16 protein-coding genes are annotated in these 22,999 nt (G+C 56.8%); all 16 read right to left on the bottom strand.

The features are described 5' to 3' along the window. Positions 1–62 precede the first annotated feature (62 nt). The gene (locus ACVOLR_RS01055) at positions 63–986 is read right to left on the bottom strand and encodes a DUF6708 domain-containing protein (protein WP_481534842.1); all 924 of its coding nucleotides are present in this window, start codon (positions 984–986) and stop codon (positions 63–65) included. 203 nt (positions 987–1,189) lie between these two features. Further along, positions 1,190–2,101 (bottom strand): DUF6708 domain-containing protein, encoded by a 912-nt coding sequence (locus ACVOLR_RS01050; RefSeq protein ID WP_481534798.1) that lies wholly within the window; start codon positions 2,099–2,101, stop codon positions 1,190–1,192. Between the two features lie 224 nt (positions 2,102–2,325). Beyond that, positions 2,326–3,060, bottom strand: coding sequence for a putative type VI secretion system effector (locus ACVOLR_RS01045; protein ID WP_481534797.1), 735 nt, complete (start codon positions 3,058–3,060; stop codon positions 2,326–2,328). A gap of 1,240 nt (positions 3,061–4,300) precedes the next feature. Further along, a complete protein-coding gene (locus tag ACVOLR_RS01040) occupies positions 4,301–5,212 on the bottom strand; it encodes a DUF6708 domain-containing protein (RefSeq protein ID WP_481534796.1) in 912 nt (303 codons plus the stop codon). A gap of 220 nt (positions 5,213–5,432) precedes the next feature. After that, a complete protein-coding gene (locus ACVOLR_RS01035; protein ID WP_481534795.1) occupies positions 5,433–6,347 on the bottom strand; it encodes a DUF6708 domain-containing protein in 915 nt (304 codons plus the stop codon). 2 nt (positions 6,348–6,349) lie between these two features. Further along, positions 6,350–9,823: a T6SS effector BTH_I2691 family protein gene (locus ACVOLR_RS01030; RefSeq protein ID WP_481534794.1), complete on the bottom strand. Its 3,474-nt coding sequence runs from the start codon at positions 9,821–9,823 to the stop codon at positions 6,350–6,352. 11 nt (positions 9,824–9,834) lie between these two features. After that, positions 9,835–10,800 carry a hypothetical protein gene (locus ACVOLR_RS01025; protein ID WP_481534793.1) on the bottom strand — a complete coding sequence of 322 codons (966 nt, stop codon included), beginning with the start codon at positions 10,798–10,800 and terminating at the stop codon, positions 9,835–9,837. A 3-nt stretch (positions 10,801–10,803) separates the two neighbouring features. Then, the gene (locus ACVOLR_RS01020; RefSeq protein ID WP_481534792.1) at positions 10,804–13,533 is read right to left on the bottom strand and encodes a type VI secretion system Vgr family protein; all 2,730 of its coding nucleotides are present in this window, start codon (positions 13,531–13,533) and stop codon (positions 10,804–10,806) included. Positions 13,534–13,659: 126 nt separating this feature from the next. Next, positions 13,660–14,010 carry a hypothetical protein gene (locus tag ACVOLR_RS01015; RefSeq protein ID WP_303749862.1) on the bottom strand — a complete coding sequence of 117 codons (351 nt, stop codon included), beginning with the start codon at positions 14,008–14,010 and terminating at the stop codon, positions 13,660–13,662. A gap of 21 nt (positions 14,011–14,031) precedes the next feature. Then, the gene (gene tssH / locus ACVOLR_RS01010) at positions 14,032–16,782 is read right to left on the bottom strand and encodes a type VI secretion system ATPase TssH (protein WP_481534791.1); all 2,751 of its coding nucleotides are present in this window, start codon (positions 16,780–16,782) and stop codon (positions 14,032–14,034) included. A 66-nt stretch (positions 16,783–16,848) separates the two neighbouring features. Next, positions 16,849–17,934 carry a type VI secretion system baseplate subunit TssG gene (gene tssG, locus ACVOLR_RS01005; RefSeq protein ID WP_481534790.1) on the bottom strand — a complete coding sequence of 362 codons (1,086 nt, stop codon included), beginning with the start codon at positions 17,932–17,934 and terminating at the stop codon, positions 16,849–16,851. Beyond that, positions 17,898–19,733, bottom strand: a complete 1,836-nt coding sequence (tssF, locus tag ACVOLR_RS01000) for a type VI secretion system baseplate subunit TssF (protein ID WP_481534789.1) — start codon at positions 19,731–19,733, stop codon at positions 17,898–17,900. Before tssF ends, tssG begins: the two co-directional genes overlap by 37 nt. Then, complete coding sequence (tssE, locus tag ACVOLR_RS00995) at positions 19,733–20,224, bottom strand: type VI secretion system baseplate subunit TssE (protein WP_481514708.1); 492 nt, start codon at positions 20,222–20,224, stop codon at positions 19,733–19,735. The genes tssF and tssE overlap by 1 nt, the downstream gene beginning before the upstream one ends. Positions 20,225–20,344: 120 nt before the next feature. Beyond that, positions 20,345–20,842, bottom strand: a complete 498-nt coding sequence (locus tag ACVOLR_RS00990; protein WP_057628616.1) for an Hcp family type VI secretion system effector — start codon at positions 20,840–20,842, stop codon at positions 20,345–20,347. Between the two features lie 146 nt (positions 20,843–20,988). After that, positions 20,989–22,479, bottom strand: coding sequence for a type VI secretion system contractile sheath large subunit (gene tssC, locus ACVOLR_RS00985; RefSeq protein ID WP_481534788.1), 1,491 nt, complete (start codon positions 22,477–22,479; stop codon positions 20,989–20,991). A 3-nt stretch (positions 22,480–22,482) separates the two neighbouring features. Continuing rightward, a complete protein-coding gene (tssB, locus tag ACVOLR_RS00980; protein WP_481534787.1) occupies positions 22,483–22,983 on the bottom strand; it encodes a type VI secretion system contractile sheath small subunit in 501 nt (166 codons plus the stop codon). Between the last annotated feature and the right edge of the window lie 16 nt (positions 22,984–22,999).

Raw genomic sequence — 22,999 nt, 5'->3', positions numbered from 1 at the left:
CGACATCCCCGCCCCGCTGATCGAAGTGCAGCGCGCAACCAGAACTTGCGCCGGAAGGATTGCTAGCTACCAAGTGATTCCTTATCTACGGCTTCCGGCCAGATGACAGCAGGCGAGAATCGCATCGCAAAATAGTGCGCAACCCCCATCGGCAAAAATAGCCAGAATGTCAACAGCAGAAACGGCAAATTAAAAGACCAATCACCTGCCGTCATTCGACTGCGCACTTTCTCTCCATCTTTGGTTGGGTCAAACATACGCATATAGTGGAACAAGCTGCGCCGAAATGTTACGTCTTGATTTCTAGGCTCGCAAGCAGGAACACCCGACACGCCGGACTCCATGTATTCAACACAATAATCCCAAGCATCATGCATCTCTTTGGTGGTTGGCCAATTACCCATCAACTGAAAACACCCACCCACATCAGAGCGCCCTCGATCTATTAACCAAAGGGAAAACCTCTGCATATAGACCTTGCCCGTGAATCCCTTATAACAATATATCTTGGCATCAACATCACTCCAGTCGAAAATCTTTACAGTCACAGGCCACTCCCTAAATGGATTCAAGCTATAGGAATGCTCATAAACATAGATTTTCTTAAGAGCTCTATTAAAACGAACTGGCCGATCACTCGAAATACCAAGATCCGTTTTGAATAACAGAAAAACAATCCAAGATGCACCTATCAATAAAACTGGTAAAACAAAAACAACAGCAATAACCCCGCTATCCAACGGGAAAGCAATTTTTATAAGCAACGAAAAACAAGCGAAGAAACCAAAAAGACCTAAGATTGCGAACAATAAAGGGCCGCCCCGCATAATTATCGAAGACCTTGATATCTCCAAAACAACGTCGTCGATTCTGTTAACCAACTCGGCCGGCAATTTCGAATTTCTTATATACCCAACACAACTTCCTGCCAAATCCTCGACGCAGCGCCCCGGGATCAAATTCGAGCCAACCTCTCCGGAAACCATCAATCTTCGTCCTTTACTTCAAGAGTAGCCCGTACATCATCACCGGAAAAATCTGGCCCGCAGAGGGGCCAGGCTCACTGCTGGTCCTTGCGAACGGAAGTGGTGTGGGGATCCAGCGAATCGCCGGATCAGGTTTTTTTATGATCCGAAAGCCCTCACTATTGCTATGGATCGGCAGCCAAAGTTCGTACTCCTTGCTGTACTCATGGGCTACGCCTCAACCGGATCAACTGGTCAATCTCACCTTGATCCAAGGCTGATCCGCCAGCCTCAGCGATTATTCCGGTCGGAAATTCTGGTACGCGGGAGAAATCGGTTGCACGAAGCTTGTCGCCTGCCTGCAGTGGCGGCCCGTCTTCCTCCATGTACTGCCGGATGTGCTCCCATAGCGCTAACTGCGTGCTGTCGAAACCGTTGGACTGAACACCCAGTTGGATCAGCTGCTCCACTTCGTTCGCGGTGCCTTGACGAATAGCAAGCAGGCCGAGTTCAAAACCCTCCGATGCAAGATTCGCGCCTCGGAAGTAGATATAGTTATAGATGCGCGCTCGAATCTGATCATCCCATCTGTATGCTAGAGGTGTGCCATGAGAGCCGTTCTTCCAGAATCTAAAAAAACCTCCTTTTAGATACGGAAGGATATAGACGAACCTTGTTGCTTTGTTAAAGAGCACTGGATCATCCAGCGAGTTCTTTGTCGCTAGGCGCCAAAAATAGGTCCCGAAGCAAAAAAGAAAATATGACGGAAACCCAAAAAAAGCCAGCGTAAACAAAAGATCAACTGTTATAGGGATTTCGACCTGCACCAGCGCCATCAATAACAAAACAAAAAAAACGACCCCAACTGACCACATAAAATATGCGGAAAATTTCGACCAGCCAACACTCTTAGCGTATTCGCCACGAACGCTACCAATCTCCAGGCCTTCCGGATAGATTCGCAGTACCGCATCGAACGCAGCAGGATCAACATCAAGCGGCACTGAATGATCCGCCGGAAGAATACGATAAGGCGCACGTCGCGCATGCGCGTTATCCCGCGAAAGCGCAGAACTAAATTCGACCTCAGGCTCCGCCTGACTCCAAACTGGGACCGTTGTCTCCTTTAGCACCATGATCAACCTCTGCCGTCCACCATTTTCACATTAGTGACCATAAGGAATTACGTCGCATTCAACCCACGCTCTTGACGAATCGACAAACTGGACAGAAACCAGCGAGCCGATTTTTTGCTCGATGAGTACTCTTTAGCACATCATCCGTCTCCTTGTAGCTGGCTTGGCTGCAGGTCGTCAAGAATGCTTTAGCCAAAGAAGCCGACACCGCTGAAGAAATTCGCTTAGTACTTAAAATAGAACGGGCCAAGCTCCGGAGGATCTCCCGCCAGAATCCGCCTCATGGTCTGCTCGCGCAAATTGATTCGACCAACATCACGCCAACCCAAAACAGAGAAAATATTCTCGGCCATCATTACAAATGGCAAATATTTTCTAGAAACGCTCCAGCCGATTATCGTGAACATAGCAATAGCTGCCAGTATGACCGCCCCGACACACGCCATGAAGAACCCCGGGTCTCCGCCACCGCCTAAAAGCCAAAAGAAGGTCATGGACATACTAGTAAAGATTGCGATCGCCAAGTGCACCCAAAGCAGAATTTTTAAAGTAGATTTATTGTGCGCAGACCGACCAGAAACTACGTGGGGGAATAGAGCCACGATTCTATCTTTGGGACGAAGTACTGCAAACGCACGCAGGTAGTCGTCCTCTCGCTCTGCAACAATCTCAATCTCGTCTCCATCTTGAAACGGGCAACCCCACAATACGGCCCGTACATTATTATCGCCGAGCCGAAACGTCAGCGAAAATGCCCGCTCGCGCATCTCGTGCATAGACATTGCCACCATCCCGGCTGCTATCCCACTTAACCCAGCCGCAGCGGCCAAAGTCCCGGCTAATGCGGTCCGCCGTTGCAGCAGGTCCTGCTGAAAGGCGTCTACAGTTGTCACCTCAACCCGAAGATCGCGTACAACACCTGCCCAGACTAGTGCTGACGACTCCACTTTACTGCCCATCGCTAACCTCCAACAATCTGCGACTAACGGAGTCAGGTTCACTTCTGGTTCTTGCAGGGCGATGCGATGCGCATTTCCTCTAGCCCAGACCCGCAGTCCCCGTTGTATTCATGGCTACGCTTCGACTGGAGCAAGCGGTCAATCGCATCTTGGCCCAAAGCTGGCCCTCCGGCCTCAGCGACGATTTCTGCTGGAAATTCTGGGACTCGGGATAGATCAGTTGCGCGCAACTTGTCACCTGGCTGCAGCGGGGGGCCATCTTCTTCCATGTACTGCCTGATGTGCTCCCAAAGCGCCAATTGCGTACTGTCGAAACCGTTAGATTGAACACCCAACTGAATCAACTGCTCCACTTCGTTCGACGTCCCTTGGCGAATGGCGAGTAAGCCTAGTTCAAATCCTTCTGACGCAAGGTTTGCACCCCGGAAGTAGATGTAATTATAGATCCGCGCTCGAATCTGCTCGTCCCATCCATACGCTATGGGCGCGCCGTGAGAGCCACTCTTCCGGAACTTAAAAAAACCACCCTGTAAGTATGGAAGGATATAAACCAACTTTGTTTTTTTTGTTAAACAAAACTGGATCGTCTAGCGAACTAATTTTTGCCTGCCTCCAAAAATACGATCCAAAGCAAAAAAGAAAATATGACTTGAAACCCAATATGGAAGCAAGATAGATAAACCCGAGCGAAATTGAGAAGCCAGAATCCACCAATGACCACAGTATGTTCAAAAAAGCGAAACCCGCTACTGTCCACATGAAATAGGCAGAAAATTTTTACCAACCGACATTTTTAGTATATTCCCCACGAACTGTACCGACCTCCATACCGTGAGGATAGACCCTCAGCACCGCGTCAAACGCGGCAGGATCAACACCTAGCGACACCGAATGATCCGCAGGGAGAACACGATAAGGAGCGCGTCGCGCGTGCGCGTTGTCCCTGGAAAGTACAGGACTGAAAGTGACCTCAGGCTCTACCTGACTCCAGATGGCTACCGTTGTTTCCTTCAATGCCATGGCTGATCGCTACTGTCAGCCAGCTTCGCCTGAGGACCACAGGAAACGAGGTCACCATCGCGCAGAGCTCTTGGCGAGTCGACAAGCTGAGCGGATGCCGGCGAGCCGGGCGATCTTGGCTCCTCGACTACGACGAAGAAATACTGAGAATCCGAATGAGTGCTGATGCCGCAATATTTTACAGATCTGCTCAAATCCATCCTCGTAGTCGTAATGGTAATCACTGGCGTCGCTTCGCCTGGACCAACTGGTCAATTGCATCTTGGTCCAAGGCGGGTCCACCCGCTTCTTCGATAATCTCTGCGGGAAATTGTGGAACGCGGGATAGATCCGTTGCGCGTAATTTGTCACCTGGCTGCAGCGGCGGGCCGTCTTCTTCCATGTATTGCCTGATGTGCTCCCAAAGCGCCAATTGCGTGCTGTGGAAACCGTTAGATTGAACACCGAGCTGTATCAAGTTATCAACTTCGTTGGCAGAGCCCTCGCGAATGGTGAGCAAGCCTAGCTCAAACCCTTCGGACGCAAGATTTCCGCCACGAAAGTATATGTAGCTGTAGATCCTCGCGCGGATCTGATCACTCCATCTGTACCGTGTCGTTTCGCCATATCGACCTACCTCCCAAAACCTAAAGAACCCTCCCCTTATATATGGCATCGCGTACACAGATTTCGACGCTCTGCAGAACAAGACCGGATCATCTAGCGATTGATAGTGTGCACATCGCCAATACATGAATCCCATACAAAACATTCCGTACGCCAAAGATGCGAGCAGCGCCGCGTACGCAAAAGAGGCCACATTGACCGACGCGCCGATCCGACCGACAACCAACATCAAAATTACGAAAGAAAGCGCACTAACCGACCCCATAGCAAACGCTGAAAACCTCGTCCACCCCAAATTCTTTGCATATTCCCCTCGCACAGTACCGACCTCAATTGCTGCCGGATACACTCTCAAAATGGCATCAAAAGCTTCTGGGTCGACATCTAAAGACTTACCAAAATCCGACGGCAAAACTCGATACGGAACCCGGCGAGCGTGCGCGTTATCTCGGGAAAGCGCAGCACTAAAAGTGACCTCAGGCTCCGCCTGACTCCAGACGGCTACTGTTGTTTCCTTCACCGCCATGACCAACCGCTACCGTCAGCCAGGTTCGCCTGAGGACCACAGAAAACGAGGTCACGCCCCCTCCGAGCTCCTGGCGAGTCGACACGCTGAAGGGGTCCCAGCGAGTGGGTAGGTCTTGAATCCGCCATAACGACAAAAAAAAGCTGGCAATCTGAGGGGGTACTACTACCGCAACGTTTTGCGGCCCCACTGAAATCCATGCTCGCAGCCGTAATTGTAATCACTGGCGTCGCTTCGCCTGGACCAGCTGGTCAATCGCTTCTTGGTCCAAGGCGGGTCCACCCGCCTCTTCGATAATCTCTGCGGGAAATTCTGGAACGCGGGATAAATCCGTTGCGCGCAATTTGTCACCTGGTTGCAGCGGCGGGCCATCTTCTTCCATGTACTGCCTGATGTGCTCCCAAAGCGCCAATTGCGTACTGTCGAAACCGTTGGATTGAACACCCAACTGAATCAACTGCTCCACTTCGTTAACTGAGCCGCTACGAATTGCAAGGAGCCCAAGCTCGAAACCCTCCGAAGCCATACTCCCCCCCCGAAAATGGATGTAATTGTAGATCCGCGCACGGATTTGATCGTCCCATCGGTAGGCCAAGGGTGCACCGTGCTTACCCTTCTCCCAGAACTTAAAGAACCCTCCTTTCTTATACGGAAGAACATATACCGTACCGGCTCTTTGGTTAAACATAACCGGATCATCCAGGGACTGGATTCGAGCCATCCGCCAAAAATAGAACCCGAAGCAAAAAAGGAAATAAGCCATAAACCCAAATATTGAAGCCAAGAACAAAAAATCGAGCGACAGGCCATTGTGAGAATCAGCCACAGCCCAAGCAATTGAACACAGCAGAAATAGTACAAACCCCCACATAAAGAAAGCTGAGAATTTAGACCAACCAACATTTTTTGCGTACTCACCTCTAACGGTGCCGATTTGAATGCAATGAGGATAGACTCTCAACACTGCATCGAACGCGATCGGCTCAACACCTAAAGACTTCCCGTGATCTGAAGGCAAAACGCGATACGGTGTACGCTTAGCGTGCGCATTTCCGCGACAAAGCTCTGGCGAAAACACGACCTCAGGCTCAGGCTGCTTCCAAATTTCAACCCATGTTTCTTTAATTCCAAGCACGCCTATTCTCCATCCGCCAACTTTATCTTCAGATCCGCGACACCATCAAATTGCTCACCATCTCGATCAATTTCCTGCAGCCACACAATCGCATGTGCTTCCTTGTAGTCAGCAAAAGGAACTCCACATGCTCTCACGATTTCAAGATTTCCCTTCTCACGCTTCTCGCTTCCAATTTGAATAACATCATCTCGCACATCAATAGTATCAGGATATTCACCATCCAAAAAACCCCAGCGAGTACCTTCAGCCAAGTACGCTCCAAGCAGCGCCATACCTCTACCCCTACGAGGTTTGGCGTATATACCTATATATACTTTTACCAGACCCTGAAGCTCATCAGGCATATTAATTCTCACTCGACCTTCTCGGACACCAGCCCGCTTCCAACGATCCTTGTCTGTTATGAAATTCTTTATAGCCAACGGAAGAACGAAGTTGCCCCAAAAACCTTTTCCACCGGGACTTGATATATCCGAAAACGTTCTAACCTCAAACTCCATCTTCACCCCGGCCTGAAGCATATCAAGCTGCCGCTGCTCCTGACTTAGGCCCGAAAAACCACTACCAGTGCGATCCCCCCAAAAGCTCAATGCCCCCCACTCCTCCAGCGGCGAGTCCTTAATATAATAGTAAACAAAAGTAAGTCCGATGCCAGCCAGAACCAAAATTAAACCCCAGCCAGTAGCTCCGATACCGAGAAGCGTGGCAGAAGATCCCGCAGCAGAGGCCCAAGCAGCAGCTCCAGCACCAACTAAGACCAAGGATTGAATGGCCAACACCCCCATCGCAGCATAATCGCCCCGAGATCTAGCACGAAGCGCCTTCACAACAGAGACAGTGGCGTCGATAAACGAAGCACTCGCAACCAGTCGGCCCGCCCACATTTTCGCTGTTGCAGCACGCAGATCATTGGAGCGCGCCCTATATATTTGCTCCTGCAACGTTAGCGCGGCACCCCCAAATGCTAGTGCTCCCGTTAGCATACCCACCGCGGCCTCTCCACGCTCAGCCTGACTACCATTTGCAAACTGCTCATAGCTTTTCATTATAGAAATTATGGAAAGGACACCTGCTCCCCCAGCCATGACCGCAGTGCCATTGGCCAAGACTTTGCCAGTGGTGCCCGTGAGTTGCGCCAGTGTATTCCCGGTTATGTGCCGTGTGGCCTGAGTCCAAGTGGCACTGGCAACACCGGGCATCAGACGAATTGCGTAATGAGCAGCCCGCATCGCATGCCGCGTTACGCCTGTGGCCGCTACAGACTTAAGCGCATTTGCTTGCGCCCAAGCCTCCATTTCGCGCGGTGCTTTATCAATCCACATATACACTTCAACCAGGGCATCTGCGGCGGTAGTCGCGCCAATCGTCTTCAACATGCTGCCAAAACTCACAACTGCAGCTCTGTTTGCAGCGGTGACCTTGCCAGCTGAAATTGATGCATCCTGGATACTAATCATCATACGTCGCCAGACACGAAGCGCCTTGTACAATGGCATGGTAACCCCAACCAATGTCGCACTCGCATAACGTGCACCTGCATTACTAACTAGCGAGATCAAGTTCCCCATCCGCACCAACGCGACAGGCGTCAACCTCCCACTTAATTTAAGCAAACACGCGACACCACCGACGACTGGCAACAGCGCCGAAACATACCCCGAAGCAAGCATGCGCAGTCCGTTGGCGGTTTTTCCACCAAATCTTATCCAACCTGCGGCAGCCGGATTTCTTGCCAGCTCCTCGACGTTATCGACAACATTACTCATTAATCCAAAATGACCATCGCGTTTTTCTAACCATTCACTAAAACCCCTCGACGTATTACCTAGCAGAGCCCTCAGTAATATATTTTCCCGCAAACTAGGATCGTCGCTTAGATATTTTGAATACCAATCACCACCACCACCCTTCCCCAGGCTCCCAGGCGCAGCCTCTGCGCTTTCGCTTGGAGTATTGCCTGTTATGTGACCACCGCACAGTATTCGCGCGGTAGTACTTGCGTAGAAAAAACCACTCAACGCATCGCTTTCATCGAAGTCGTTTTCGTAGACTAATTTTCGTGGCGAACAATCAAGACAGGAGAAATGATCACCTTCCATCGCCAAAAGACCCTCGGCATCTCTCGCTGCGTGCTGTTCGTAAACACCAAGAAACGTTTTGTAGTCGGAACGCGTTCCGTAGCCACGCAGCTTTTTACGTAGCTTTTCGCATTGATCTTCTGCTTGCTTGACCGGAGAAGGCAATAGAACCGTGCCGGGAATCGAATAGTCAGGTATCGGCGGATTTCCGACCCCAGTAGATATTGAGGTCGCCTCCAAAAAGTCCGCTTCAGGTGGAAGCTGCTTTGCCTGTTGGAGTCGCACGAATTCGTCATACATCATCGACGTTTTGTGGTATTGAGAGTAGCCCGCCTCGTCGTAGTCTTGCTGCTTGCGCTGTCCGGCCTGCGTAAGACTGGCAATAAGCCCCTCGATGCTCAACGCAGACTTTAGCATCCAGTCTGCTTTATCTACATTGCCGTCAGCCCTGCCGAGAACGTACTCCCCAGCCGTTTTGAAATAGGTTGCACGCAACACCGCAGTTTCATGACTTATACCTATAACATCATTGACCATTACCAGCATCAAATCAGACTCTGCATACTGAGTGCGCCCGGTCGCTATAATTTCCCGGGCAGCAGATAAGACGTCATAGGCTCCCTCGGATCGAACAGGAACTTCCTCCTGCTCCGGAATCTTCGATTCGACCTCTCGCGCACCAACCATCCTTGGCAACCAGCGCTGATAGGGATTCCCTACCCCAGCAGACGAATATATATTCGGTGCATAGTCATAAACCAACTTTTCAACAGATGCAGCGGTTAGTGGCAAAGATGCTCCGGCACGCGCCTTTGACGCGTCGATGCAGGTCATTCGCCGATTTCTCAATGCTTCGTCTTTGGCGTAGCGCTCAAGAACTTTGGGGGCCCAAGGGCTCTCACTGAAAGCTACCCATACACGCCCCGTATTCTTCGCATCGGGAATGACAAACAACATCGCCGCGGCATAGCCGGCCGTACGCTCACACGAAAACTTTGGCACCTCACCTACGCCAACAAGCGGAATTGGCGAGAGTGGCACGGGCGTCAAGTATCCGCCTTCATCAACGAGATTTACCTGCCAACCGCTTTGAGCCTTAATTTCTGCTGTGTGCGGCTTTTCGTAAAAAGCGTAAAGATAGCCCTCGCGAAGTGTTCTTGCCGCATAATCAAGATACTTTAGCCGCGGCAACCCGATAGTGCGGAGCAGCGGCGCAAGGTGACCCTGGATATGACTCATATACGGCTTAGCCACGACACCCGGACGCACCAAAAGCATAGGCAATCCAGTCTTGACGCACGAGGGACAGCCTCCTTGGCTGCATTTCCCGCCTGCACTGGCAGCTACTGCAGCGTTGGCACCGTATGTTTTAAGTGGACCACTTCCGTTGAACATATCTGCTTTCCTTATTGATACGGTGAACTGAAGTGCACGCCATCAACATCCTGCGAATCCAGTTCTTTCTTGATTGCATCCCAGCCGTCAGGATCCGGCACTTCGCTAAGTACATTTATTAGCGGAATATTCTCCGCCAATGATCGCTGCACAAGCTCAGCCACCAATCTGTGACGATGCAGTAATGGATGTATCTGCAGGGTGTACGCAGCGAACAACAGCACATCCTGTCCCACCGATAAACCAAGCTGGGTCGCTCCGCTTACGGCACCCCGAGCTTGGTGAAGATAGTCGACCGGAAGTGACGGCGCGATGCGCTTCCAACCTCGCGTCATTTCTTGGACCAGCTGGCATTGCGATAAACCAGACCAATGCTCCTCATTGAGAGAGAGCCTGCCTTCACTTAGCGTCTCGCTTTTTGCAGCTTCGTGAGCTGCCTCATAAGTAACAATTTGATCGCAACGATTAACCGCGTGCCAAGAAACTATTGGACCCAAAAGCGCGCGCCGCGATTCCCCGCTCAGGAGGGTCCATGCGAACTCCATCACACGTCGATCAGACAAGCGGAGAAGCCTCCTCCCCTTGAATGAGGCGCCACGATGCACCATGACGCCCGACAAGTGCCGGGCTACGACTTCTGGCTCGTCAAATGTCTCGATCCATCCGGAAATTGACAGCCCATTAGCCCCTTCAAGGACGGGGTCTTGCTGTTCTGCGATGGCGGCCGACGCGGACAACCCCAATAGATCCGTATCCTGCGCACGAATCTGAATCAGAACCGGGGTAGTGTTAGACGCGAAACATGCTGGGTGCGCCAGTGGCACCTCCACAACTTTGCAACCCCTTGCCACGAATAAATTCAGGTCAACCGCAGTTTCCAGAAAACGATCGACCAAAAGAAGAACCCCAACCGGGCCCTCACCGGCTCGCTCTCCCAAGAATCGCGCTACTTTTTCTACGTTGTCAGACAGAAGCATGAGCTATATGAACGCCGCACCGGATGCGGCGGCCGCCTCATCCTTCGTTGGACATGTTTTCAGTTCAGCTGTTGGCAGTTCAGACGAACCATTCACACTAGCCGGCCCCACCCAGTCCCTCTGACTCGCCTTGAACTCAATCTTCCCTGGCGCACCCAGCTCGATGTTGTCGCCCTCAATCCGAATGTAAGCACCGGCCGCAGTAGCCAGCAGATGTTTGCTCGGTGCAGCTATCTCGATATCGGCTTCGGTGCTGGCGATGCGGACATTGGTCTTCGCCGCAATCGTGGCCTGGTTCTTGTGCGCGCGTGCGCTTACCTTGCCTTGTGCTGCGTGCAGGGCGATGCCGCGCTCCTGATTGGGGCTGTCTTTCCTGCCCTCGCTGCCCACCGTGTAGAGCACCAGACCTTGCGCGACTGCCAGGCTCAGCGAGCCCTGCGTCATCCAGTTCAATGCGACACTGCTGCTCAGCAAGGTGTGAGTACCGCTTACCCATGCTTGATCGGCCGGGGTCAGGCTCATCACGCCGGCTACGCCGCTGCCGAGTAGTACGGGCGCGCTCCAGCCGGGCGCTTCGCCATCGCCGCCATTGATGCTGCCGGCGCTGCTGCCGCTATGCGTTGCTTTCAGCTGTTCCTGCAGTTCGGTCAGGGTTTGATCGATGGGTAGTTCGGCGGGATCTTTGGGTAGCTGCGCGGTTTGATCAGTTGCGGAGTCGGCCAGACTTTTGAGCAGGTCATGGCCTTGCTGCAGCTGTGCGATGGCTTGTGGCGCTGCCATTTGCGGCGTGCCCTCCTCCGTTGTCAGCAGCAGGCCGCGACCGGCGCGCAGGCTTCCGTGTGCTTGGGTTGAAAGCTCGACGCCGAAACCGCGCTCGCCTTCGCGCACGTTGTCGTCGCCACCTTTAAGGTGGCCGAGGGTCAAGGTGGTGTCGTGCTGCGTTGTCGACAGCTGGGCGCGGCCCTGCCCCGGTGTGTCGTCGAAGCGCAGCTGCTGGTAACCGCCGGTGCCGCTTTGGCTTTCTGCCAGCGCCTGGCTCTTGAAGCCGGTATACACGGCGGCGTGATCGTTGCCTTCAAACCATGCGGCGGCATTGCCGGTGGCATTGGCGCCACCGCTGTTCAACTTGTTGTGCTGTGCGTCCTGTTGGCCGCGGCCGTTATAGAGCGCGCCAACAATCACCGGGCGGTCGATATCGCCCTCCAGGAACGCGACCAATACTTCCTGGCCGCGCCGCGGCAGCACTACGCCACCCCAGTTGTCACCGGCCCACGGGGTCATGACGCGCACCCACGTCCAGGCGTTACCGCTGGCGGGCGCGTTGTCGTCGCCGGCCGGGTGCGCCAAGCCGTTGCTGGCATTGCCGCCTCGCTGCCACGGGAACTGCACTTTGATGCGGTGGTCGCGGTCAGACAGCAAGGGATCGCCATCACTGACCACGACAGCGCTCAAGGTGCCGGTCACGCTGGGGCGCGGGTGCAGCTGTACGCCATGCCCGTCTTCAGTCTGCGGGCGGTAGATGACCTCGGCCGGAATCACCGCGAACTGGTTGTCGTAGAAACCTGTGTTGATGTCGTTACGGCCTGCACCATTGCGAATGCCGGCCAATGCCGTTGGCAGCTCCAGGGCGCGCTGGTTGATCGGGCCAAGCGTCTGCTCGAGTGCATCGAATACATCGGCATCCAGGTTATTGCGGGCCTGGTGTCGCACCGAGATACAGAGGAATGCAGCGCCCTCGGCCACCTGCGGGTGCTGTGACAGGGCGAGCTTGGCGCCTGGCGCAAGTGCACGCCACTGGCCGCCGCCTTCAATCAGGTGCGAGCGCACGCGCAGTGCATCCAGATGCTGTTGCGCGCGACGTTGCCCGCGCGCATTGTCCTGCCAGCCATAAGGCCCGCTGGTGTCCTGGTCAACCACACCGAGATCGGCGCCCTGCGCTGCTTCGGCGCTTGCCTGGCGGCGCTCAAGGCTGCGGTAATCCCAGGTTGCCCGCTCCACCTTCGGCGTGCACCAGCTGCGGGCTTCCTGCCACTGCTGGATGGCATCGCTGCGTTCGCTTTCATTGCTGCGATGGAAGCGAACGCTGCCGAGATCGGTAACGTCATGCGCGTGATCGGCCAATACCAGGGTGTGCTTGCCGAAAGCCGCTGCATCCGGGTCGCCTTCATGCTCGAACCAATAGAAGATGCCTTCTTCGGCCAGCAGGCGCTGTACGAACGCCAGATCGCTCTCCTGGTACTGGGTGGTCAGGCTGCGCTTGGCGTACTGGCCAGCATCGTTAAGCACCCAGCGCCACTCAGGCGCCAAGCTACCGTAGTCGGCGAAGATGTCTTCGATGATCTCGACCACGGTCTTGTCGTGGAAAACATAGCTGTCCACGCGCTGCGACAGAAATGCCAACCATGGCTGCAGGCGCAGGCGATAACGGGCGAGCCCGCCATTGCTGCCAATCCGTTCGGCGGCGGTGATGCGTCCGTGCAATGGCCGGTGATTGCCGTCTGCCTGCTGCAGCTGGAGCAAGGCAGGCTTGCCGATCAGCGGCTGCAATTGCAGGCCGGCATCAGTTGATAGCGCGGTGATCATCCATTGAAAGCCGATGCCGTCGATCTGCTCGACGCCATCTAGGGTTTCCGCAACCAGCACGTCGCTGCCCAACGCGGTATGCAGCCGCAGGAAGCGCTGTGTCTGTGCGGGCCCGGCCAGGGCTGCCAATACGTTGTTTACCAAATCCATGGTGTTGATCTGCCTTCATGGGCTGTAGTGCGCACTACGGCCCGGACTGAAAACTGCTGGATGCATCTGTTTGTTGCCATCCATTCCGGTGCCCGCCAGCACCGGAATGGCGTTGTTACCGTTGCATCAAGCGACCTGCGCGATTTCCTCAAGGCGCAGACGCACGCCTTCGCTGACCTGCAGGCGATAGTCACGCCCACCAGCGGAAATAAGCACCTCACGCATATTGCTCACCAGCTGCGGCTTGCCGACCGGCGCGCTATCCATGTGGATGCGCCAGGAGCCACGGCTGATCTGGCCAGCCACAATGCGTGCATCCTGGCGCGCTGCCGGCACTGCAGTTTCGAGCAGCTCGACGATGTGCTCCGGGCGCAGGCGATTCCATGCGCGCACGCGGTCGAGGTCGCGCCCCAGGCCCAGCTCGAGGCTGTCGCAGTGGTTCAGTGCTGCCTGGCGGTCAAATCCGAAAAATTCCATGCTGTTCTCCTTCTTCCGTAATCAAGAAACTTTGTACTTGAAGTCGCCCTTCTTGCCGGCGCTGACTTTGATGCTGTTGATACGGGTGCCTTCGGCCATGGCAGTCAACACGTTCTCCGCAATCTCCGGCAACAATGTGCCGTTGAGAATGTGATCGACATTGCGTGCGCCCGAGTCCACCTCGGTGCAGCGCGCCAGTACAGCTTCAACCAGACCTTCGTCCCAGCTGAAGCTGGCCTTGTGGTTTGCGCTGACGCGGTCACGAATGCGGCCGAGCTTGAGGCTGATGATGCGCACCAGCACGTCATCGCTGATCGGGTAATACGGCACCACCTTCAAGCGACCGAGGAAGGCCGGCTTGAACGTGCGCATCAGGATTGGCCGCAGTGCTTCGGCAAGCGCCTCGGCGCCGGGGATTTCCTCGGCTGGCTTGTTCAGGCAGGACTGCATGATCTGCGAGGAGCCGATGTTGGAGGTGAGGATGATCAAGGTATTGCGGAAGTCGATCTCGCGGCCTTCGGCGTCATCCATCATGCCCTTGTCGAACACCTGGAAGAACATTTCCAGCACATCCGGATGCGCCTTCTCCACTTCGTCGAGCAGCACCACGCTGTACGGGTTGCGGCGAACAGCTTCGGTCAGCACGCCGCCTTCGCCGTAACCCACGTAACCCGGCGGGGAACCCTTCAAGCCGGACACGCTATGCGCCTCCTGGTACTCACTCATATTGATGGTGATCAACTTGCGCTCACCGCCATACAGAATGTCGGCCAAGGCCAGCGCGGTCTCGGTCTTGCCCACGCCGGAGGGCCCCACAAACATGAACACGCCGCGCGGCTTGTTCGGGTCTTCCAACTTGGCGGTCGCGGTACGCACGCGCTGGGCGATGGCGTCGAGCGCGTGGTCCTGGCCGATAACCCGCTCTTCCAGCAGGCTGCCCAGCGAGCGGATGGTGCGGATCTCATCCTTGACCATGCGACCAAGCGGCACGCCGGTCCATGCCGACACGATTTCAGCGACGACGGTGCCATCCACCTGCAGCGGAACCATCGGGGTCTCGCCCTGCAGGTCACGCAGCTCCGCCTGCAACTTCGCCAGCTCTGCATGTTGTGGCGAGAGCTCACGCGTTGACTTGCTACGCTTGCCAGTTGTTTTTGCGACAGCGACGTCGGCTTGTTCTTCCGCCGAGGCATCCGCATCACCCTCGCCCGTCAGACCCTGTTCAAGATGCTGGCGCAGTGCTGCAACGCGCCCGGCCAGTTCGCGCTCGACGCTCAAACGCTGCTCATTGCTGGCAAGCACAGCCTGCGCTTCAATCTGCTGCGCCTTCAGTTCGGCAAGACGTTCCTCATGCAAGATGCTGCCGCCGGCAGTCTCGCGCTGCAACGCGGCCAGCTCGGCCTCGAGCCGATCCAGGTGCTTGCGGGTGTCTTCGATGATAGCGGGCGTCGCGCTTTGCCCAAGTGCGACCTTGGCGCAGGCGGTATCGAGCACGCTGACGGCCTTGTCCGGCAGCTGGCGGCCGCTGATATAGCGGTGCGACAGGCGCACGGCTTCGGTCACGGCTTCATCCAGCACGCGGATGCCAAAGTGCGCCTCCATCAGGCTGACCATGCCGCGCAGCATGGCGGCGGCCAGCACTTCGCTGGGCTCCTCCACCTTCACTACCTGGAAACGACGCGCCAAGGCGGCGTCCTTTTCAAAGTATTTCTTGTACTCGCTCCAGGTGGTGGCGGCGATGGTGCGCAACTCGCCTCGCGCCAGGGCCGGCTTGAGCAGGTTGGCGGCGTCGTTCTGGCCAGCGGAGCCGCCGGCACCAATCATGGTGTGGGCTTCGTCGATGAACAGGATGATCGGGTGCGGGCTCTTCTTGACCTCGTCGATCACGTTCTTCAAGCGGTTCTCGAACTCGCCCTTGACGCTGGCACCGGCCTGCAACAAACCCATGTCCAAGGTATGCAGCTCAACGCCTTGCAGCACGTCGGGCACATCCTTCTCGGCAATGCGACGGGCCAGGCCTTCGACGACGGCGGTCTTACCGACGCCGGCCTCACCGGTGAGGATCGGATTGTTCTGGCGGCGGCGCATCAGGATGTCGATGACCTGGCGGATCTCGGCATCCCTGCCAATCACCGGGTCGATCTTGCCGTCACGCGCACGCTGGGTAAGGTTGGTGGTGAACTGATCCAGCGCCGGGGTCTTGGACAGACCGCCCTTGGCCTCGCCCGGCACTGCATCCGCATCTTCGCCAGCACCTTCGCCCGTTGCCGAAGCATCGGCGAAGCGGACGGTCTGCGCTTCCTGCGAGCCTTCGGTCAGCTTGGCAAAATCGTGCTTCAGCTCTTCACGCTTGAAGCGCACGAACAATTTAGAGCCGCGGTAGGCCAGCTGCGCAAGATCAGGCTCGGTCAGCAGCGCCAGCAGCAGGTGACCGCTGCGGATGCGGGTGGTTTCCGAATCCAGCGAGGCGATCAGCCAGGCGTGCTCGAACAGGGCCGGCAGATGCTGGGAGAACACTGGCGTGCGTGTATTGCCGGTCTTGAACTGGCCGATCTCGTCGCTGAGATCCCGCTCAAGTGATTCAGGCGATATGCCACTGCGCTGGGCGATCAGCACGAAGTCGCTCTTGGGCTGCTCCAGCAGCGCCAGGAACAGGTGCTCCAGATCCACCTCGTAGTTGCCACGCGTCATGCACAGATTGGCTGCGCGCTGAGTCGCCTGACGGCAGGTGTCGTCCAACTTGCTGATAAGTGTTTTGAGGTTGATGCTCATTCGGAACCACGCACTCCCTGCTGAAACCGTTCAATTACCGGCAGCGTCATCGCTGCCGGCGCCTCGTTATTGCAATGTATGGATGCCATAGGTGGTGTCATCGCGTGCACCGTCCTGCCCGCGTGTACACATATAACTGTCCCAACCCAAGCGCGCTCCTTTTCCCAGTGCGCTTCCATGGACGTCCTCGGCACGCAGCACCAGCCGCACCTCGTATTCAAGCGTCCCGCCGGTAAGCAGCGACAGCCACTTGGCCAAGGCCAGAGCTGCAGTTCCGCCGGGCAGGAAATCATCAAACGCCTGCTTTGAAAGCGGGCCGATGCGCAGGCGCAGGCGCAGATCGCGCTGCCAGACGCGATCACCTGCCAACGCACTGGCACCCAACACGGCATTGGCTTGCCCCAGGCGGGTCGCCTGCCCTGCCGGTACGCGGTACCAGGCACCAACAAACTGCTGCACTTCGAGCGGCACCTGGAAGTAGTCCGAGAGCACGCGCTGCATCAACGCTGCCGATACCGGTCGCTGCCGGATGGCGCCTGCGTAGTACGCCACTGCCTGGTCGAAGATGTCGCCTTCGCCGTCGTGCAGGCGATCGCGCAGCTCGTGCATGCCCATGCCAAGCAGCGACAGCACCAACGGCAGGAAGCGCTCACGCCGGTCCAGCTCATACTGCAGCGCCAATCGGTGCTTCTTCCACGCCGCGTAGTGCAGCGCAACGGCGCGGGTTGAGAAGATATCGAGGAAGGCACGAGCGGTGCGATCGCGCTCATAGAGCTCGCGGATCTGCAGCGTCTCTGTGTAGTGCAGCGGCAATGCGCCGGAGGTGCCAAGCAAGCCCATGAACTGCGGCGTCAGATGCACTTCGCCCAGGGTTTCGGCAGCCAGCGCCTGCTCGATGTCTTCGCGCTCCTGCAGGCGATCACCTGACAGCGAATACACCTCGCCATCGGCGGACAGTTCGGTTGCCGGGAAACCCAATGACAGGTTGTTGCGGAAGCGAACCCGCATTGGAATGGCCTGGCCCGACTTGACACCTTGCCGCTCGAACACCTGCTCAAGCAGGCGCACCGCCTGGAAGAACTCGAAGCGGTGCGGCTCGGCCAGCAGCTGCTGGGCTACGCCAGGATCGATTCGCCGCTGCGCGCTTCGCATCGGACGATCTCCTCCCCGCTGTCGCCAGAAATCAGCACCAGTCGGGTAAAGCTATTGGCATGCACATACAGTGCGAAGAAGTGATCCATCACCTGCGCGAAAGCAGCCACGCCGGTGCCGACAAAATGGGCCTCATTGATGGTCAAGCGAATTTCAAGACCGCGTACGACAGATGCGAACTGGCGACCAGACATCCAGGTCGTCGCCGGCACCTGCTCCAGTGCAAGAATGCCGTCGACCTGCCGCGCGGATACGTTGCTGCCAGACAGGTCGTACAGACGCAGCATTTCTTTCAGCGCAGCCAAGCCACTGCCACTCAGGGACAGCTGGTTCAGGGACAGATGCGAGATCAGGCGCCACTGTGCGCTGCGCCCATGGCGGAAGCGCAGTGGCCGGGTTGGCTTGCGCAGCAGCGTGATGGCTTTGGCGGGACTGCCGCCTTCGACACTCAAGTCGCCACCGGCCACGCCGTAGGCGAGCTGATGCGGCAGATCACGGTTGCTGCAGGTCAGCTCCAGGCTGACCGTATCGGTCTGCGGCAGCACCGGGTTGAAAGACAGATCAACGAAGCTGATCTCCATCTCGAAGCCCGGGCTTTGCCTTGCGATGTCTTCGTCATGGCGAGCGACCCAGTATTGCCCGGTACGATCCGGGTCTTCGCCGTGATGCAGCGAATAGAACGGGCGGAACTCGTGAATCGCCTCGCCCTGCGGTGTCTGTCGGATGCGGTACACCGAATCGATGGAATGCACCTCGAAGGCATAGGCACGGCGTGCGTCCGCCAACACTGGATAATTCACCGTGCGATGGGTTACACGGATTGGCTCACCGTTGATCTTGAACAGGTTGACGATGGGCGTGCAGCCCAGCCGCACGTTATGCAGGCCGATATCCTCCAGCACCATCGCATTCGCCCGTTCCTGCTGCCCAGCCGGCAGGATCAGGTGCAAGGTGAAGCGGCGGCTGGCGCCTGCGCTGGTGGCAGTCAAGTCCAGGTCAACGAAACCGAACTTCTCCGGATAGCCGAACAGTTCGGTCAACAAACGATACGCCGGGTGCGAGCGCGCCGGGAAATCGATCAGCGCTTCGCTGTCAGCGAAGCCAACCGGGCTGATCGGAACTGACTCAAGCCGGCGCCAGCGACCGTCGCCGTCGGACTCAACATACGCGGCCTTCACGCCAAGCAGCAGTGCGTCGCGCAAAGCAGCGCGCACCGACGGCTCGCCGTCGAGGAACAGGCGCAATTTATCGGTACCCAGCTGGGCGAAGCCAAGCTGATCTGAAAGCAGATTGAAGCTCAGTGAGATCTGTCCTCCACTACCGCCTGGCAATGCCGTTGCCATGGGCGCGTCAGCCACCGCCCGGTAGGTGACGGCGGAGATACCGATGGGCGCCAGCACCACGTCGTAACTGGTACGGAAATCACAAGGGACGCCGCGAACTGCGCGACTCTGCAAGGAGGTGCCGCGCGGAATCCGCACTGGCGCGCTCAGCTTGGACGCCACGCCGTCCATATCGAAATAGGCGATCGAGCAGGCTGGGAACGGCCGCAGATAGTGCGGGTACAGCACATCCAGCAGCGCATCGGTGAACTCAGGGTAGTCGTCATCGATGCGCTTGGATACGCGTGCGCTCAAAAGCGCGAAGGCCTCGATCAGGCGCTCGACGTGCGGGTCCTGGCTGCCATCCGCGGACAACTGCAGACGGCCGGCGATCTTTGGGTATCGCTCGGCGAACTCGCGGCCATAACGGCGCAGGTAGGCCAGTTCGCGCTCATAGAAGGGCAACAGATCCTGCATCAGAGCGCCTGCTGGGTGCGACGAGCGCGGGTAACCTGGTACTGCAGCGTGGACGGCTGCAGCATCGCGTCGAAGCTTACCGGCTCACGCGCGGGCTCGAGATCCAGCAGCGCGTGAATGGTGAAATGCAGGCCACCGGCAAACTGGTTACCGGCATCAAGCTGCACACTGACATTCTTCAAACGACGCTCATGCCGACCAACCGCTTGTTCCAACGAACGGCAGATGGAAGATCGATCATAGGCATTGGCAAGGCTCATTGCCGAGAAATCGGCAAGCCCGTAGGTCAGCAGCGACTGGCGGCAGTTTGGGAACTCCGCCATATCACTCTCCTGGAATGCGGCGCGCGAATTCAGCAGCCCCTCCAGGTCACGCGCGATGGACTCTTTGTACTGCTCCAGCGATACGGACTTGAAGATCGGCCCGGCACCCGCACTGCGCGGATTATCGTCAAACAGCTTTTCCAACAGGCTGGGTTCGAGTCCCTTCATCGTTGTTTCCGGTAGCTGGGCATCCGTGCGAAAAGGCATCGATGCAACTGCAGGGCCGTTCCTGGCCTTGCCGGGATTGAGACTGCGATGGCGCTTGACGCGCCATCGCAGAACACATCATCAAACGGTGTAGTTCGGGATGTTCTTGGTTGCGCTCCACTGTGCCACGGTCTTGCCACCAACTCCGCCTTCCGGCTTCTGCTGCTGGTAAGTCCACTTGATTGCACCGAAGCTCAACTGAACCACTTCCTGCGGCATACCTTCCTTGTCAACCGTGGTGGTGACGCGGTGTACCAGCACGTTCAGCAGCTCGACCAGGTAGTAATTGATCGCGTTGCCGTCCTTGTCCGCACGCATGAACTCAACGCGTGCCTTCGGGAAGGTGGTGCCGTTTGCGGCGGCCTGGTTAAGGGCCGTGGAAGCGAGATCGATCGACTTGATGATTTCGATCGGCGACAGATTCACGCGGGCTGCCGTGGTACCACCAGAGGTGGAGGCAGTGGCCGAGCGAGGCTGCAGCAGATCCTGCGAGAAGGACTGGATTTCAATCCAATCCTTGTGCTTGTCGTCGTGCGACTCACCTTTGATGGTGTCAATTGAAAGAAAAGCATGTTGCATATCTGGTCTCCTAAATTCCGTTCTTCCGTGAGATTGTTTGCCGGGCGGGGGCCCGGCGATTGAGGGGGGCTTCGCCCTCTAGAAATGTGCGCCACCGCTAGGCAGGGACCGAAGTCCCCACCCGACGCTAAAGCAACATCAAAACGTTACGCCTTCTTTGCCGACGCCGGCAGTTCAGCAACAAGACGCAACGAAACAGACAGCTCATCGAGCTGGAAATGCGGCCTGATGAAGGCCACAGCGCGGTAGACACCGGGCTTGCCCGGAACTTCCGAAACCTGCACAGATGCTTCACGCAACGGGAACTGCGCCTTGGCTTCCTGGCTGGCGTTGTCGTCCAACAATACGTATTGGGCGATCCAGCGATTCAGGAATTCTTCGACGTTGCCCGCGGATGCGAAGCTGCCGATCTTCTCGCGCATCATCGCCTTCAAGTAGTGAGCGATACGCGAAACCGCGAAAATGTACTGCAGCTGCGCAGACAGGATCGCGTTGGCATTGGCCGAATCGGTGTTGTACTTCTTCGGCTTCTGTGCCGACTGCGCACCAAAGAAGGCGGCGTAGTCGGTGTTTTTGCAGTGCACCAGCGGCATGAAGCCGAGGTCACTGAGTTCTTTTTCACGACGGTCGGTGATGGCAACCTCGGTCGGGCACTTCAGTGCCACTTCGCCGTCATCGGTGCGGAAGGTGTGCGTCGGCAGGTCTTCGACCAGGCCGCCACCTTCAACACCACGAATCGCTGCGCACCAACCGTAGCTCTCAAATGCCTGGGTCAGGCGCGCACCGGCCGCATAGGCGGTGTTGCACCACAGGAACTTGCTGTGATCGGCGGCCTCGATCTCTTCAACGAAGTTGAAGCCTTCAACCGTGGTGCCGTCCTTGGGGTTGTATGGCAAACGGCCAAGGAAGCGCGGCAGCGTGAGGCCAACGTAGCGGCTGTCCTCGCTCTCGCGGAACGACTTCCACTTGGCGTACTCGACCGTGTCGAACACCTTGGCCAGATCGCGCGGCTTGCCCAGGTCGGTGAACGACTCCAGGCCGAACATGCCTTCGCTGGCAGCAGACAGGAACGGTGCATGCGCGGCAGCCGCCACGTGCGACATCTGCTCGATGAAGTACATGTCTTCCGGCTGACGGCCAAGGAAGTAGTCACCGATCAAGGCACCGAACGGCGCACCACCGAATGTGCCGAACTCTTCCTCATAGACCTTCTTGAACAGCGCGCTCTGGTCGAAGTCGATAGCCGACTTGAAGTCCTTGACCAAGTCCTTCTTCGGCGAATTGAAGACCTTGATCTTCATGTTCGGGCCGGTAGAGGTCTGCGAGCACAGATAGTGCAAGCCGCGCCAGCTACCTTCCAGCGCCTGGAACTCCTGGGCATGCATCACCGCGCTGAGCTGCTCGGAAATGATCCGGTCGATCTCGGCGATACGGGCATCCAGGGTCAGGTTGAGGTTGTCAGACACCACGACCGTGCCATCCATCACTTCCTGCGCGAGCGCGGAGATGATGTCCTTGGCACGTTCATGCTCGGTGCGCGACTTGGCGACCTTGCTCTTCTCGACGATCTGGTCGAGCAGATCGATTCCTTCGGTAGCCGCGACCGGCGCGGACAGTTGACTGGCTTCAGACGCCATCGCTTATTCCTCCTTCGCCGCGCCGAGCTTCTTGAGCTGCTCGGTGTTGTTGAGCACGTCGGTCAACAGGTCTTCGAGCTTTTCATTGCCCGCCAACTTGTTGCGCAGATCAGCCAGCTTTGTCCGCGACTCGAGCAGACGACGCAGCGGATCTATCTGCTGCACCACCGATTCGGGACGGAAGTCCTCGATCGAGTTGAACTTCAACTCGACGCCGAACTCGCCACCGCTCTCGCTGATCTTGTTGGGCACGCGATAGACCGCGCGCGGGCCGGCCGCTTCCATCACCTCGTCGAAATTGTCGAGGTCGACGTTGACGAACTTGCGGTCCTTGACCTTGGGCAGCGCATTCTCCGGCGTGCCACTGAAGTCACCCATCACACCGACCACAAACGGCAGCTCTTTCTGCTCGATCGCGTCGCCCTTTTCCACGTCATACGTAAGCTGCACGCGTGGCGGCCGGATCTTCTGCAACCGCTTTTGAACGCTGTCCTTCTTGGCCATGAGTGTCTCCTGACTG

The organism is Stenotrophomonas sp. STEN030 (assembly GCF_056759995.1).
Note: the sequence above shows the minus strand (reverse complement) of the source record. Positions and strands in the feature narration are given on the sequence as shown.